The following is a 13,857-nucleotide window of genomic DNA, read 5'->3' as shown; positions in this document are numbered from 1 at the left end:
ACTCACCGCCCCATATGCTTCTCCATATATTTTTTCAGCTTCCGCTCCATGATCCCTGGTAACTCTCTCTTAAGTTCCTGCTCGGACAGTGTCAGCATGAATTTACCGTTAACCCAACCTGTCCGCAGTCTGGTAACATGGCCGTACTCTACATAGAGGGCATATTCTACATTGTTGACAATCTCAACGTGTACTCCGCCTCCTGGGAGTCGAACCACATCACCAATTTGCCAGCCTCGCCGTAAGTCTCCCGTTTTGACCGGGGTACGTGCTACGGTTTTAGCTAGCAACCTCCCGGCAAGTTCGCGAATACATTCCTCCATAAACTGTGGAAACTCATTTTGCATCCGTTGAAGGTTCTTCTGAAGCTTCTTAACGTCCTTGAAGTCAAACTTACCCATACTCATGCGTTCAGGACCTCTTTTAGCTTAATCTCCTGATGAGTAACATACCTGAATGCCTTACCCGCCTGTTCTCCTTTGAACTCCATGCCGTTCTGCTGAACCGTGATTCGGCTTCCTGGCTTGATAGTTACATCAGGAGAGATAAACAGCTTAGCATCATAATTGACCTGATCCGCTGTCACTGTTTGTGTGGCAGCAGGTAAGGATGACTGAGAGAGTCCACACGGTTCATTAGCCAAGACAATGATAGTTTGCTGACGTGTTTTACCGGCTACTGGATCTTTTACATCCTTCATTTCCGAAACAGTACATAGACCTTCATAGGTGCTCTCTACGGCTGCACGCTCCGCTGGTATATTTCCGAATTGAGGCATGATCACCACCTCATCCGGCGAAAAGCGATTAATTGAGCTTCATAGTTCCGGATAAATGCCGCTCCAGATCCCACAGTAACATTGGCTTTGGCTGATCCAAATGCCGTGGTCACGTCACCACGTTTGATACTCGTAACCGCTGGAGCTGCCTGCTCAAATTCAGTAGGATATTTCGCACGGTAATAGTCCTCCGCGATTTGTAACACCACAGTATCCAGCTCACGCGGAATCGATGAGATGTTACAAAAGGTCTTAATGGCCTGAATGATGGATTCTAGCGCAAAGGTCAGTTGGAAATCTTTTGTTGTAGTCTCAATCGGAATCCCTAACAGTTGCTTGAGCTTAAAAAAATATTTAAGATGCTCCTCCATCAGATACACCCGCTTTCAGGATTACAGCAAGAACATCCTCCCTTTTGGTCGCTTCGCCCAGATCAATGTCTTGTTCCTTAGCATAAGCTTTTAGCTCTGGCAGCTTCATTTCAGATACCGACACCTTCGCTAGTGCTTCCTCTTCCAAAATGGTGACATAGTGCAACAAGCGGGCAAAGTCCCTCTCAGTCACGCTGAAGGACTCGCCTTTCTGAAACAGCTGGCCATTATGCCGGATCGGGACTTCCTTCACTTCAACTTTCACGCTAATTCCTCCTTAAGGGCGGCGAACCGCCCCATGATTAAAGTACTGTTGCCTGGAACACTTCATCAGCAGCCGGGAACGATGGCAATGCTGTCGCTACAGCTTTGGTCCAAGTGCTTACCGGATCTTTACCGTCTTCGTACACCATAGCTAGTACATTGCCGACCTTTGTAATGTCGATATTCGGATCTCGCGCCAGACGGATCTCTTCGGCTGTCGGACCGTAAATAGTCTCACCCAGTGGACCATCCGGCAACATAACAAATTTATTCTGCGGGAAGTATCGTAGTTGCTCATACGTGCCGTCTGCTTTCTGCTTCTTGTATACTTCCTCATAGGTCGCAATAGTTGGAAGCTCGAGCTGTGTCATAAATGCATTCAAATCAAGGCGAGTCGCTACCCGCGCAGCGTTATTGCCAAACAATGCCCCAATTACTTTCGGATGACGAAGCAGCGCAGACAAGGCAGCTGCAGATGTCAAGGCGCGTTTAGGTTTAGTACCCAGTGTCGCGTACCAATCCTGCAGTTGCGTAAAAGGGTCACTATCTGGGTCGGACCACACATCAGAACCAGACAGGATCTGCTTGTGATTGGCAGGCACTTTGTAATCCAGAGTCAGATTTAAACCATTCTCGTTCAGAGTTACAGTACCGCTGGATGTAGCCTCCATTCGCATAAGCTCAACTCGAGCGCGTACACCCGCAGTTAATGCATCAACATCGTTATACACCCGCTTCATGAGATACTGTTGTTCCGCTGAAGTTCGTGGGTTTTCCAAGGCGATGATATCCTTTTCTTTCATCTGCCGTTTCCGCTTAATTAGCGCCAGTTCCATAGCCTGCTTGGAGCCCTCTCGGCTGTCAATCTCCGCTTCAGAGTCAAACGCATGGACACTGGCGATGACTGGAATCATTCCTGCGCCCTTGATCTGATCAAATTCTAATGATTCGTGTTTGACCTCCGGAAAGAGCGTCTCACCCAACAAAGCCGGGTACTGCCGATTTCCCAAATAGTTCAGGATTTCGCGCTGATTAAAAAGTTCTAATACGTTTGGCATGATTTATATTCTCCTTTCGATTAAACGCTTTGTTTGAATTTGATACCTGACTTAGCAGCGAGTGCTGTTTTAGCTGCTGCGTCTGGAGCAACTGGCAAACGAGCCTCCAGAATCCAAGCTTCAATTAGTACCGCACCTGGTTGTGGACCCTCAGTTACATCGGTATCAGTGAATACGATCCCGATAGCTGTAGCATCATTGGCAGGGTACACTGTACCAGCCTTAACAATCTTGCGCCCTTGTGAGTCCGCTGAAACTCCCTCATTGCTGATTTGATACGTATGACTGACATACTTTGCACTAGCTAGAAAATTAATATCTTCTACTTTTCCGTAATCTTTAACATATACCATACTGTTTAGCTCCTCTCTTATTTAGGACCATGGGTTATTTGCAGCAGCAGGCGCTTTGCCAGCATCATTGGCCGCCTTGGCAAAGTCTGCAGCAACACTGGTATCACCGCCGCTTTTGGACTGATCCTTGCCATCAGGAGACTTGAAGCCCTTGAAGGTCGGTCCTTTGTTCTCCTGTTTTTCCGCAAACAAAAAGCCCTTGCTCTCGCGCAGGGCCTTCACCTGGTCGTCCAGTCCACCTTTTACACCGCCACTTTCGTCCAGTTCGATCTTGGTCTTATCCAGAAGCCCGGCAACGATATCCGGATCATGCGCCTCACCAGCCAGCGCTAGCTTGAGTGCCGTGGTCAGCTGCAGGTCCTTCACTTTGGCCTCATAATCCGTCTTGGCTGTCTTGTTCTCGTCTTGCAGCTTCGTAATCTGATCCTTCAGCGCCTGGTTATCGCCGGCAGCCTTCTTCACCTCTTCAAGTTGACCTGAGGCTTTGTCACGATCTTGTTCAGCCTGCTTCTTCGCGTCGTTGACTTCATCAAAGCGGGCTTTCGGTACAAACCCTTTCAATTCATCAGCAGAAGCAGCGGCGGCCTTATCAGCCAGATCATTCGGTAATCCCAGTGAAACAAATTGCTCTTTATTCATTAACGATTCCTCCGTTTCATCTTCGCTTGTTATCCCGGTCGCGTCCGGTGATGTCTTGTTCTTTAACGTCTGCAATACCAAAAAGACGGCAATATAAAAGCACCCTCCCATATTGGAGAGTGCTTCATATACCATATTTCTGTTTAATTAAGACCCATTTCAACCCTTCTTCGCGGCTCAATCGCCGCTCTTCAACTGAATTAGCATCCAGAACACCTATAGGATACTTCGGCAGCTTATCACGCTTCTGAAGATACTCATACCTAACGGCGCTGATCTCGTCCACAAAAGCGTCAAACCGTTCGCCTAGCTTCTCACGTTGCGGGGCAAACTGTTCAGCGATAGCCGCTCTATTCTCTTCTTTAGTTCGCAAGATCATCACTCCTTTGTATATTGTAGTGATTCAAGAAGCATTACTAGCTGTTCCATGGTTAGGTGCTTTTCGTCATAACCTGTGAGTGCCTGCTCAATAGTAAGCAATGCAAGATACGAATCTTCTGCTTTATCAAGTAAACGGTTAATCTCATCTGTACTCAGGTTTATTGGGGCTGACTTCTTCAGGATGTACGTGCTACCTGAATCAACTGCTCTCAACTCCTTGATTCCATTCTTTATGAATGCTAGGACATCGTCCCGGCTAAATGATCCTCCGGGTTCCCCATCCACTGTAGGGTGGTTATGGGTGACGATGCTCTTTTTAAGTACTTCAGGTGGTTTGATCTTGGTAATATCGACAGATGCCTTATCACCCTTAACATGGATAACCTCACCTTCCTTAGTAAGAGCTATTGCATGTTCTTCCGGTGCATTCCTGATGGCTTGCTCCGCATCCTTTACATAGTTGCGGACGATATCAGGTTTAGATAGATCGATATTACCTAGTTTACGCGGAATGTCTGGCTGCAGCTTCGGTAGATCCATCTTACTGAGATTAATCAGCGGTGGTGCAGTCTTTCCGGTTTCATCATACCATTTCTCTGGTTCCAGGGTATATATGCTTTTCTCAGGAATTGGAATATCCTTTGTTGGCCCACCTGGAACCTCAATAGTAGGTAATGGAGTCTCCGGCGCTTGCTTAGTTGGGGTTTCAACAGTAACTGTCTCAGTAGCTCCGGGAGCGTACTTTTCAGCCCAGTCATTGTAGTTGATATCCTCTGGAACCTTATACGTTTTGCCATCTTCATCCCTAGCTACCCGCTCTTTGATGTTGTCCTCATAGTGCGGTATGGTGGTTGATCGGCAATAAGCATGCATAGGTGGATAATTGACATTAACCTGAGCATCTTCGATATCAAATACTTTCCCGTCTAGGTCTCGGCAAGTAATGGATGTCCGGCTGTCCAGTGTAGCAGTGTAGCGGTATTGCTCTACTCCAAGTTCTTTGTAGCCGGCTATACGAGACTGACCAGCGAAGTATGCTGATTCCGTCAGTATTAACCGCTCTGCATTCTTCCGTGACACATCGAAGCGTTTCATAAGCTGCTCTATCATTTGCTTAGAGGTATCACCACTAATAAGCCCCTGACTAAAGATGTTACGAAGCGTTCCAGTCAGCCTGACGCGATCAGTCCATATACGTTGGGAAAAGCTGCTGCCATCTGGTGCCCAAGGTGCTGATAGGATAGCTTCCAACTGCCTTTTATCGATCTTTGCAAATGAAGCTCCTATACCGATACCCTTTTCTAGTTCAAAAATACTTCGATAGTAACCATCCTTATAGACGTTGCCTAGTAGCTCTGTTGTGCCTGCCAGACGCTTAGCTGATAATTCCTCGACATGTTGCTTCATCTGCAATTGAATGGATTCTAGGCGGGTAACACGTACTCTAATGCTGGCATTCTCTAGTTCCTTCATCCATCGCTGATCGATGGCGTTCTCTTTGCCGCGGGCGATGTAATCCTCGACGCTCCACCTGAATTCCTTCAGCTCGCCTGCTTTGAGAACTTGCTTAGCAGCGGATAGGCTAACGATCCCGTTATTATCCGCGAACCGCTGATAGAAATTGTTAACGTCCGTCTGGATGGATATTTGAGCCTTGCGGTATTCCTTTTGCATTGCTTTGTTAAATGGTACACCCTTATTCAGTAGCGATTCATTCAGTTGCTCCATTCGCTTAGACCAGTAGGCTGCTGACTTCATTCGTCATCATCCTCTTCCGGCTTAGCTTTGTCACCTCCCGGATCTGGAGGTAGACCGTAATCATCCATCTTCTTCAGCTCTGCCTGTTCTTCAGCCTCAATCCGCTTCAGTTCCTCTTTGGTGTTCGTAACCCATGGATGATTAGCCACGATGGTTTCCTTGGAGATAACCCCCATACTGTTGCTGGCGTCAGTGATCGCCTCAGACTCGTTAATCGGCATATCTCGATTGAAGATAAACGTCACAGTTTCCTCAGAGTAATCGTTGCCTTTTACAGCTGCCAGGTGGACGTCGATGAACCAAATCAGCTGCTTAAGCCCCGCTTGAAACTCGTTCTCGATATCATTACAATCCAGATCCAAGTCCTGATACAAAGAACGAAGGGCTATACCAGAAGGAGCACTGGAAAACTTGTCAGACTGAGTGTCCACTCCCCGCCCAAATTCGAAAATGTCCTTACGAGTCATCTCCATATGGTTTGAATACGCTTCGGTATCCAGATCCAGGCTAATCGTATCCACTCCACCGTCACCGTCCACAAAAGCCACACGGAAGCGGGAAATGTTCTCGCGGAACTCGCCGCCACCCTCGCCGCTGTAGTTCTTGACCACATAGATACTGTTCGGCAGGTCCTCCAGGTTGTTACTGTTGGCGGATTTTTGCTTGTCATAATCATCGACCTGCTTCTTGATCAACTCAATCAGCGGCTGCTCCTCAGAATTGTATTTGAAGCAGATAAAGGGTACCCGCTCCCAGTTCAGAGGCTTCTCCGCGCTTCCCTCCATCACAGCAAGGTGATTCCGCTTCTCCAGTGGCTTCAACTTGCCCGCTTCCTCTTCAAATATCTGAACACCGTCCAGATCCCACCATTCGATTCGCTTGACCGTCTGCTTTTTCTTAGCCACATACCCCTCAATCTCATAGGCTCGTATAAAAGCAGCCAGCTTGGTATGTGCGGCATCCTTCCAGATCGGCAGGCACTCCTCTGGGTTCATCCTCATAAAGGCAAGCTCGCCAGTGTCCGTGTAATACGGATGTAGCCAGGCCTTACCACAGTTAACCGCATCCTTGCCTGTATTCTTAAACAACATTTTAAAGTCATCGTTGAAGAATAGATCCAGCTCTGATTGATATTCTGGCTTTTTCGTCTTCGGTAGAAATGGCTTGGATAGCAGATAACCTATTTTCTGGTCCACCAGCTTCCTTACAAATCCGTGAGGAATACGGTTATCCGCCAGATTGTCAGCAGCCACCATCCGCCCATCTGCATCTATCGTTTTTCGGCGTTGCTCCAGGATGTCATTCTTTATCCGATAATACTTCTTGCCAATCAGCATCTGTTTCCTCTCACCGGATCGTTCCCAATCACTAACCTCAGCCTTGATGATTTCCTCCAACGTCATGGGCGCATTAGCATCCAAATTCTCTAGAATCTGCTGTAGGGTTTCCATGTCCTTTTACCTCCTTCCCTGTTATTTCTTGAACGATACGCCAGAAAGACTAATATCATCTTCCAAAGCGTAGCGGGTCATATCAATGCTGTGATTGTCCTTATCCGGAAATCCGTCTTTAAACCCGTCATTGCCATCTGACTCCAACTCATATCCGTAGAATTCCCGTTTGGTATTTGGACAGCGAGTTGGATCAATCACAATTTCCTCTAAGTCCTGCAAGAACTTAATGCCATACTCTACCGAGTCCGGCCCCTTCTTGGCACCCTTCACTCGGATATTATGACTTTTCAACTCCGCGATAGATTTGGGTTCCGCAGAGTCGGCAATGACTTGACCATTCCCTTTGTTCTCTACCCTGATGTGTTCTGCCAGCTTCCGGTTACTTAGCTGGACTTTCTGCAATTCGTGAAAAATGTACAGACGGCGCCGGGTCCTGTCATAATGCATCACACCATAATGCGCCGGATCCACGGCGTACCCAAAGTCCACTCCGCGCCGAACATGGTCAAACATCTTGATTTCATCATCTGGAATAGTGCGGAATGTGAGATTGGAGAACACTTCGCCACCTGTTCCGATGACTTTCCCCAGATATTCATGATCGTGAGCATCCGGCTTCGTCTTCTTGAGGTGTTCAGCCTCAACAAAAAACTGTTCTCCCAGCCAATGCCGGGGAACAGTCTCATAGGTACTATGATGGGCCAGACGGTCAGGGCGTTTTTCGGTAACCTCCGCGTTAACCCAGTTCCGCTTTGATTTCGGCGGGTTATACGAATAAAAGACGACGAATTTCTCGCCGCCCCGCAAAAAGGTCTGGTTCATGGTACGAATATCAGCCATACCCCCGAATTCGTCAATCTCTTCATACCAGACATACTTGATGTACCCACGTCGCAATTTACTGGACTTTACCTTTTTAGGTTTATCTGCACCTCGGAAGATGATTTTCTGACCCGTCGGCAGATAGGTTAAGCTCATCGGGCTTACACTATCATGCCAATAGGCCCCAACACCAAGAACATCTATTGCCCAGAGCAGCTGCTCATAGACCGATTCACGAAGATTCTCCTTTACCTTCCGGATAGCAACCGCATTGGCCTCCGGATCTCTCATCATACCTTGAATAATCTCAATGGACACGAATGAGGATTTGGTGCTGCCCCGGCCACCCCCTAACCAGTAATGTGTATGCTTCCCGGTCTTAATGTCATGGTGGACCCCATAGAAGCTCGGAGCAATGAGATCGGTCAGCTTCGTCGTTTTTACTAAAGGAGTGGGGGCTGTCATGCTTCTTCACCTGGGAGCGGAACATCATCCACAATCTGTACACCCATTGTTCCATCAATCTGTTGCCGATCTACCCACATCCCGTATCTTTTTCCTAACAACTCAGCTGCCTTGATACGGTTCGAACCATCCAGTTCCTTTTTCACCAGTTTTTGTTCCCCCATGCCTAGACCTAGCGGGAACTGCTCCTGTTCCTCACCGCGTAAAACGTTGGTTAGAAACTCCAGAACCTCATCTTGCTTGGCTATCCGCTTACTGTCCTTCTCGGCAATACGCGCATCAATGTATTCACGGATATGGGGCTTTTGCAGATTCTCGTATCCGATATCCTTCGCCGTCTTTTTACTGTACCCAGCACGTAAAGCTGATTCAGCCGCATTACCAGTCTCGATGAAATAATCTGCAAAACGTTTTTGTTTCTCTGTTAGTTTCATGGCATCTCACCCACCTGCCTTCTTGTGATTAATCTTAATTATTTTTGAGACGAGATTGAAAAACACAAAAAAGCCCAATCTAAAAAAGATTGAACTTATCGCAATAGATACTTTACAATTGTAAAGTATCGTGGTATAATTAATATATCAAGAGGAGGTGATAATGATGAAGAAACGAAGAGAAAGACGGAAAGAGGATAGAGAGTTAAACCTCAAGTTGACGATTGCAGTCGTCACCCTGATAAACTCCATCCTCACCCTCATCATCCTGCTCACCAAGTAGGAAATCCCGAAATCTTAGCCCCAAAAGGGGCTAAGACGTAGGGGATGAAAATCAAGGGCCGTCTTTCCTTCAGTATATCACACTCATAAGGAGCGATGAAGCATGACACGCAAAGCAAGAGCTACAGAATTAATGACTTATGCCGCGCTTGTAATCAGTATCGCCAATACCGTTATATTGCTGGTGAAGTGGTAATGTACACATTCAACAGCAAAGAAGAACTAGCCGAATGGATCGAACGCGAAATTTGCGGCGTCTCGGAAGCTATGGAGATACTAGAGTCTACCCGGCAGAACATTCACGGATTCGTGAAAAACGGTAAGCTCAAACCGGTTAAAGAAACCAAAAATGAACGTCTCTTCTTCCGTTCTGATCTTATAGAGCGTAAGGAAGCAGCAAAGGCGTATCACACTAAGAAGGACAAGCCCGGTGAATAAGCCGGGCTTTCTTTTTGTGATTCCTTTTGAATGCTCAGCTAATTTTGATGTTTCAGCCATCCTGCATTTTCACCACCTCCGGCGTTGAGTTTGTTTTGCCTCACTCCATGTCGAAAATATGGATTAAAAACGATATTTATATGAAAAATAGTATTTGAATATCATGAAATTTTTGGTAGATTAATAATATATTTCATAGAAAGGATTGAGGACAATATATATTAATTCAATTCATAGCTGTAAAAATGCTATTAAACTACTAGAAGAGAATCACTCAAACGAATACGAATCACTTTTATGTGCTTTAGAATCCATCAATTTAAATTCCTTTTTGGAAACTGCTATGTTGGATAAAAATTTCTCTAATACAGAAAGTAGAATGTTACTTAGAGACCTAATCAGAACTGTTGAAAGACACTTAATTACCTTCGGCTGGGAAGACCTAAGAAGAGGACCTTTAACATATAATGGGATCTCAGTATTTGTTGCTTTAAGTAATTCCAAGGTAGATACTTTACTTTTTTCAACAATTCCAAAATACATAAAAACAGGGGAAACAATAATACCTATTATTCTTAGTTTCGATAAAGTAACACTCAATACGATAGGTACTATAACACCTCACAGTGCTTCTTATGAATTTATAGCTAAACATTTAAATAGCAGTTCACCTTTACCAGTGACCTATCCCTTCTTATTTGCGTGTATTTCACTTAATCAAACGGAATCTTTATACAATGAATTAGATAGCCTGTTCGATGAATTCTTTGATGATAGCAAAGAATATGTAAATCGAAGTATTGAATTTCCATCGGAGTACTATCAAGCAGGTTTAGGGATTTTATCTTATTTCAGTAAGATACTCAAAGAAAAGTACCCTAGCACACCAACTAACGTAAAAATAATACAAGAGGGATTTAATGTAAGAATGATAGTTGAAACAGATACAGGTCACACTGAAATAATTGAAAAAGCATTAATTGAATATCAACAAATAATCAATGGTGAAATAAAACCTGAAGTTTACCTTACTGATCAGATACAAATTCTCGAGTTAAAAACTGAGATTAGAATACTAAAAGCCCGACTAGAGTCCCAAGCAGATATAATTTCTTTACAAAATAACAACTTATCAACTTTCACCGATCTTTTAAAACAAGGTTTTGCGCATCGATCATCAGCAGCTCCTCACACAATTAATATTTCTCCCGTTATTCAAATAGATAATCATATAACTCAACAACAAATAGTTCAAAGTAATATTAATCAACTTTTAGATGACCTTGAAGAGTTAAAGCCATATCTTCAACCTGATTCAGAAACACTTTATGAACTCGATGACATTCAAGGAGATTTAATAGATATAAGCGAGGAATCTACGCAACTAAAAAAAAATAGCCTCTCTCAAAAATTCACAAAATTCATAACTAAAATTAAAAATGCAGAACAAGGAATCGATAAAACAATTACTATCGCAAAAGATGGACTCGGTATTATTACAAATATTCTTAAACATTATAATTATATTGCAACTGTTATCGGACTACCCACGATAGATAACCTAGATTAATCATAACGGCTGCTGAGCATCTTCTCCTTCAGCAGTCATCTCTAGAATTAATGGGTTATTCGAAATGTTAAAATTGAGATGGATTCCAGATTCTTAAACATAATTCTTATACTTGGGATTAAGCACATCAATTTTCCAATCGTTTAAGGGTGTATGAGCCGTAAAAAAGAGCCCTCCGCAATGGAGGACTCGTTAATAGACAGAATTATAGTGGGTAGGTTGTGCGGCTTGTTGTGCGGCAATACGTGCGGCAAGATCACAAAAAGTCTTGTTTAATCTTGCATTTTGCCCGATCAACATAGTCTCGGACAGTGTTCTTAGATAGACTTAGCTTACCCGAAATCTCTAACAACGTCAAGCCCTGCGCCATGTGGAGTAAGAAACAAGTACGCTCTCGATCACTTAAAGCGAGTAGTGCATCCACTAACTTTAACCGCTCAGCCTCTCCCATTTGTTGCCCTGATAGTTTGATATAAATCTCACGCTGCCTGTACACATCCGTGATCTCAGCACCTCTGCGGCTCCCTGGGCGGCGTCCTCTACGCATCCATGTTAAGGCATACCTCATGTCTGCCAGCATCCCTGATACGGTCTCAGCCTCTTCTGCCGCTTTCGGATCCTTGAGATCCAAGGTGTCTCGGTAACGTTCCAGACTATGGACATCTGTGGCATACTGACAGATTAGGGTTTCGATCCAAGTTGCCTTTGTAATTGTCTTCATGATGTCTGACCCCATTTCTGTGTTATTCTCCCGATGCGGATAATAGATTGATAATCTTGCGTGCTCGAGTCAGCTCGGCGATACTTCGGTCAAGAAGCTGCGTTTCACTGAATGGCTCAGCTGCTTGTTTTTTAATTTCTCGCAACCTACGGATATCGTCCCGTAGGTCTTCTACAAGTTGATTCAGCATTTTTTCATTCTCAGTCCAGGCTGTTTTTTCATGGTATAATTCATCACGTTCAGCCACCAGCTCATCGCGTTCTGATATCATACGGTTCATCTCATCCTGAAGCACCTGCAACTCAGCCCTCAACTGCTCATCAGCCTTGCCGGTAATCGCCATACTTCTCTCTGCCTCACCTTGCCAGTGCTCTACTTCAGCCTTCAGTTCCTGAATAGCTTGCAAGTGTTCACCGATCTTGGCATTCCCATTCACATTCCGCTGATAGGCATCGTCAAACATTTGCTTTACTTCAGCCAGTTTAGTTGTAAGTCGCTCGTTCTCCAGCACGGATTCATCCAAGGCGCACTTTACTTGATCCAATTGTGATTTATATTCTTTAATCATGTCATGTGACACGGATTGCTGCGGCAACGTCTCCTTTTCACGAAGCAGTTGGGTTTTGTCAGGTTCAGTAGCATAGCCGGAAGCTTCGCCAAGCTGCGCAAGTATCTCTCTGGCTTTATCAGGTGTAACTCCTCGACAGTCCCAGTTCTTGACCCAATTGTACAGCGTGTTGTACTTCATCCCCCAAGCCTTCTCGATGCTTGAAACCGTTTCACCAGTTGCAATCTGCTCTAAGAATAATTTCTTAGTTAGCCCACAGCTAGGCCCCTCTTTGCTCGTCCGTTGTCCTCCCATATCCTTGTCCTCCTCATGATTTTGATATCTTTGATCATCTCGCAGATTATGTGCTACCGGCTTTTTAAAATTCATATCTCGCTTTGTTGCTGGGTACTTCTGGCGGATCTCCTCAAGCTCTTCAGGAGTAAGCTTGTACTCACGAACCCCGCTAGTTCCGTAACCGCTATATTCAACCGCTCGATTTGGTATAGGTGTATTCGCCATCCCTAAACCTCCTTTTCATTGCAGAAGTCGTCCCCCACTTACGCTGCCGTTTTCTTGGCGGTGCTTCGGGAAGAATCGTGTAAACCTCACCAATCACCTTGCCGTTATCGTCTGTGATGATGTCCCAGGGAATCTCCTGGAAGAATGGATCAACTCTCATCGTTTTGGACCAAATCGCTATTAGTACTGCCACACTCAGGACAACCAGGCTCTTCTAACTCGTCTCCTGGTATCTGCTCAACAGCGAACTTCCTTCCACATTCACACCGGTATTTATCCCATGATTTCACGTTATCCCTCCCTAAGCTATGATTGTTTCTGGTAAACCTCCTCAAGCCATTCCGTTAGTATAATCATCTGCTTTATCACCAGTGGGTTGTCCTGATATTTCTTGCACATCGATCCGGAAGAATCAGCAACCCACAGCCAGAAGTTAGAGTCAGTCATTCCGTATTTCATGGCGGCTTGATTCGCCTGCTGGGTCCAAAGAGCAACATCGTTAAAAAACACTTTGTAATCCATAGGCTATACCTCTTCGATTTTGATATAGATACCTGGAAGCGCAGCCCAGAACTTTTCAACTATTTCTGATGAAACCAGCGCGTCGTCCTTCCAGTAGGCACAGTCAGTCATACAATCCTTGAGTAACTTCTGCAGGTTGTCAGTATCGGGTCTTGTGTACTTGTACTCCCCATCTTGATGTTTTCCAGTAATCGGGAAGCACCATTTCACCGTCAACCGAATAGCTGCTGTATATTTTCTTGCCGGCACATGCTGCCCAAGATGAGCCATTAATTTCGCCCGCGCTGCCTTCAGTTCATCAGGTTCATAGAATACCGGCTTACCATTCACGACTGCGACCTGTTTCTGTTGGTGTGTGATCGTCGGAACTTTTTTCATCGGCATGAAGAATTCAGTCATTATGATACCAACTTCCATTTTTTAACTTTTCAACTTTTCTCGCGAAGATAAATTTAGGGGAGGGGGAAGGGGGATTTTT

Annotated in this window: 19 protein-coding genes; 2 read left to right on the top strand and 17 right to left on the bottom strand. The window is 45.1% G+C overall.

The genetic code is table 11. The annotated features are described in order from the left end of the window. Positions 1-2 precede the first annotated feature (2 nt). From MHH50_RS05220 to MHH50_RS05165, 12 genes are read right to left on the bottom strand one after another with little or no spacing between them, the layout of a single operon-like run. On the bottom strand, positions 3-407 hold the full coding sequence (locus MHH50_RS05220; protein WP_076303920.1) for an HK97 gp10 family phage protein: 405 nt from the start codon (positions 405-407) through the stop codon (positions 3-5). Next, positions 404-778, bottom strand: coding sequence for an ABC transporter ATP-binding protein (locus MHH50_RS05215; protein ID WP_340034034.1), 375 nt, complete (start codon positions 776-778; stop codon positions 404-406). The genes MHH50_RS05220 and MHH50_RS05215 overlap by 4 nt, the downstream gene beginning before the upstream one ends. 2 nt (positions 779-780) lie before the next feature. Continuing rightward, entirely contained in the window at positions 781-1,149 is a 369-nt protein-coding gene (locus MHH50_RS05210; RefSeq protein WP_340034033.1) for a hypothetical protein, read from the bottom strand. Continuing rightward, complete coding sequence (locus MHH50_RS05205; RefSeq protein WP_340034032.1) at positions 1,133-1,414, bottom strand: hypothetical protein; 282 nt, start codon at positions 1,412-1,414, stop codon at positions 1,133-1,135. The genes MHH50_RS05210 and MHH50_RS05205 overlap by 17 nt, the downstream gene beginning before the upstream one ends. Before the next feature lie 37 nt (positions 1,415-1,451). Further along, positions 1,452-2,471 carry a major capsid protein gene (locus MHH50_RS05200; protein WP_340034031.1) on the bottom strand — a complete coding sequence of 340 codons (1,020 nt, stop codon included), beginning with the start codon at positions 2,469-2,471 and terminating at the stop codon, positions 1,452-1,454. A gap of 20 nt (positions 2,472-2,491) precedes the next feature. Then, entirely contained in the window at positions 2,492-2,824 is a 333-nt protein-coding gene (locus tag MHH50_RS05195; RefSeq protein ID WP_340034030.1) for a hypothetical protein, read from the bottom strand. A gap of 21 nt (positions 2,825-2,845) precedes the next feature. Next, positions 2,846-3,598: a phage scaffolding protein gene (locus MHH50_RS05190; protein ID WP_340034029.1), complete on the bottom strand. Its 753-nt coding sequence runs from the start codon at positions 3,596-3,598 to the stop codon at positions 2,846-2,848. Beyond that, a complete protein-coding gene (locus MHH50_RS05185; protein WP_340034028.1) occupies positions 3,588-3,836 on the bottom strand; it encodes a hypothetical protein in 249 nt (82 codons plus the stop codon). Before MHH50_RS05185 ends, MHH50_RS05190 begins: the two co-directional genes overlap by 11 nt. A gap of 5 nt (positions 3,837-3,841) precedes the next feature. Next, complete coding sequence (locus MHH50_RS05180) at positions 3,842-5,602, bottom strand: minor capsid protein (RefSeq protein ID WP_340034027.1); 1,761 nt, start codon at positions 5,600-5,602, stop codon at positions 3,842-3,844. Then, positions 5,599-7,053: a phage portal protein gene (locus MHH50_RS05175; RefSeq protein WP_340034026.1), complete on the bottom strand. Its 1,455-nt coding sequence runs from the start codon at positions 7,051-7,053 to the stop codon at positions 5,599-5,601. Before MHH50_RS05175 ends, MHH50_RS05180 begins: the two co-directional genes overlap by 4 nt. A 21-nt stretch (positions 7,054-7,074) precedes the next feature. After that, positions 7,075-8,343, bottom strand: a complete 1,269-nt coding sequence (locus tag MHH50_RS05170; RefSeq protein WP_340034025.1) for a PBSX family phage terminase large subunit — start codon at positions 8,341-8,343, stop codon at positions 7,075-7,077. Next, on the bottom strand, positions 8,340-8,777 hold the full coding sequence (locus tag MHH50_RS05165; RefSeq protein ID WP_340034024.1) for a terminase small subunit: 438 nt from the start codon (positions 8,775-8,777) through the stop codon (positions 8,340-8,342). Before MHH50_RS05165 ends, MHH50_RS05170 begins: the two co-directional genes overlap by 4 nt. Positions 8,778-9,254: 477 nt before the next feature. Here MHH50_RS05165 and MHH50_RS05160 point away from each other — a divergent pair, with 477 nt between their 5' ends. Then, a complete protein-coding gene (locus MHH50_RS05160; protein ID WP_340034023.1) occupies positions 9,255-9,497 on the top strand; it encodes a DNA-binding protein in 243 nt (80 codons plus the stop codon). A gap of 205 nt (positions 9,498-9,702) precedes the next feature. After that, positions 9,703-11,067: a hypothetical protein gene (locus tag MHH50_RS05155; RefSeq protein WP_340034022.1), complete on the top strand. Its 1,365-nt coding sequence runs from the start codon at positions 9,703-9,705 to the stop codon at positions 11,065-11,067. 256 nt (positions 11,068-11,323) lie between these two features. On the opposite strand, the gene MHH50_RS05150 is transcribed toward MHH50_RS05155, so the two are convergent. From MHH50_RS05150 to MHH50_RS05130, 5 genes are all read right to left on the bottom strand, one after another. Beyond that, positions 11,324-11,788 carry a sigma factor-like helix-turn-helix DNA-binding protein gene (locus MHH50_RS05150; protein WP_340034021.1) on the bottom strand — a complete coding sequence of 155 codons (465 nt, stop codon included), beginning with the start codon at positions 11,786-11,788 and terminating at the stop codon, positions 11,324-11,326. Positions 11,789-11,810: 22 nt separating this feature from the next. After that, entirely contained in the window at positions 11,811-12,857 is a 1,047-nt protein-coding gene (locus tag MHH50_RS05145) for a hypothetical protein (protein WP_340034020.1), read from the bottom strand. Continuing rightward, the gene (locus MHH50_RS05140; RefSeq protein WP_340034019.1) at positions 12,823-13,050 is read right to left on the bottom strand and encodes a hypothetical protein; all 228 of its coding nucleotides are present in this window, start codon (positions 13,048-13,050) and stop codon (positions 12,823-12,825) included. Before MHH50_RS05140 ends, MHH50_RS05145 begins: the two co-directional genes overlap by 35 nt. 113 nt (positions 13,051-13,163) lie before the next feature. Beyond that, positions 13,164-13,379 (bottom strand): hypothetical protein, encoded by a 216-nt coding sequence (locus tag MHH50_RS05135; protein ID WP_340034018.1) that lies wholly within the window; start codon positions 13,377-13,379, stop codon positions 13,164-13,166. Positions 13,380-13,382: 3 nt separating this feature from the next. Then, positions 13,383-13,778: a RusA family crossover junction endodeoxyribonuclease gene (locus MHH50_RS05130; RefSeq protein ID WP_340034017.1), complete on the bottom strand. Its 396-nt coding sequence runs from the start codon at positions 13,776-13,778 to the stop codon at positions 13,383-13,385. Between the last annotated feature and the right edge of the window lie 79 nt (positions 13,779-13,857).

It is taken from the genome of Paenibacillus sp. FSL H3-0302, assembly GCF_037982245.1.
In the GTDB taxonomy this organism is placed as follows: domain Bacteria; phylum Bacillota; class Bacilli; order Paenibacillales; family Paenibacillaceae; genus Paenibacillus_AQ; species Paenibacillus_AQ odorifer.
This window is presented reverse-complemented; position numbering and strand designations above follow the sequence as displayed.

What these genes read in the sequence shown, in the direction of transcription:
- MHH50_RS05150 (WP_340034021.1), bottom strand. Translation starts at nt 11,788, where the DNA reads ATGAAGACAATTACAAAGGCAACTTGGATCGAAACCCTAATCTGTCAG.
- MHH50_RS05190 (WP_340034029.1), bottom strand. Translation starts at nt 3,598, where the DNA reads ATGGTATATGAAGCACTCTCCAATATGGGAGGGTGCTTTTATATTGCC.
- MHH50_RS05200 (WP_340034031.1), bottom strand. Translation starts at nt 2,471, where the DNA reads ATGCCAAACGTATTAGAACTTTTTAATCAGCGCGAAATCCTGAACTAT.
- MHH50_RS05180 (WP_340034027.1), bottom strand. Translation starts at nt 5,602, where the DNA reads ATGAAGTCAGCAGCCTACTGGTCTAAGCGAATGGAGCAACTGAATGAA.
- MHH50_RS05130 (WP_340034017.1), bottom strand. Translation starts at nt 13,778, where the DNA reads ATGACTGAATTCTTCATGCCGATGAAAAAAGTTCCGACGATCACACAC.
- MHH50_RS05170 (WP_340034025.1), bottom strand. Translation starts at nt 8,343, where the DNA reads ATGACAGCCCCCACTCCTTTAGTAAAAACGACGAAGCTGACCGATCTC.
- MHH50_RS05145 (WP_340034020.1), bottom strand. Translation starts at nt 12,857, where the DNA reads ATGGCGAATACACCTATACCAAATCGAGCGGTTGAATATAGCGGTTAC.
- MHH50_RS05215 (WP_340034034.1), bottom strand. Translation starts at nt 778, where the DNA reads ATGCCTCAATTCGGAAATATACCAGCGGAGCGTGCAGCCGTAGAGAGC.
- MHH50_RS05135 (WP_340034018.1), bottom strand. Translation starts at nt 13,379, where the DNA reads ATGGATTACAAAGTGTTTTTTAACGATGTTGCTCTTTGGACCCAGCAG.
- MHH50_RS05175 (WP_340034026.1), bottom strand. Translation starts at nt 7,053, where the DNA reads ATGGAAACCCTACAGCAGATTCTAGAGAATTTGGATGCTAATGCGCCC.
- MHH50_RS05160 (WP_340034023.1), top strand. Translation starts at nt 9,255, where the DNA reads ATGTACACATTCAACAGCAAAGAAGAACTAGCCGAATGGATCGAACGC.
- MHH50_RS05220 (WP_076303920.1), bottom strand. Translation starts at nt 407, where the DNA reads ATGAGTATGGGTAAGTTTGACTTCAAGGACGTTAAGAAGCTTCAGAAG.
- MHH50_RS05165 (WP_340034024.1), bottom strand. Translation starts at nt 8,777, where the DNA reads ATGAAACTAACAGAGAAACAAAAACGTTTTGCAGATTATTTCATCGAG.
- MHH50_RS05195 (WP_340034030.1), bottom strand. Translation starts at nt 2,824, where the DNA reads ATGGTATATGTTAAAGATTACGGAAAAGTAGAAGATATTAATTTTCTA.
- MHH50_RS05210 (WP_340034033.1), bottom strand. Translation starts at nt 1,149, where the DNA reads ATGGAGGAGCATCTTAAATATTTTTTTAAGCTCAAGCAACTGTTAGGG.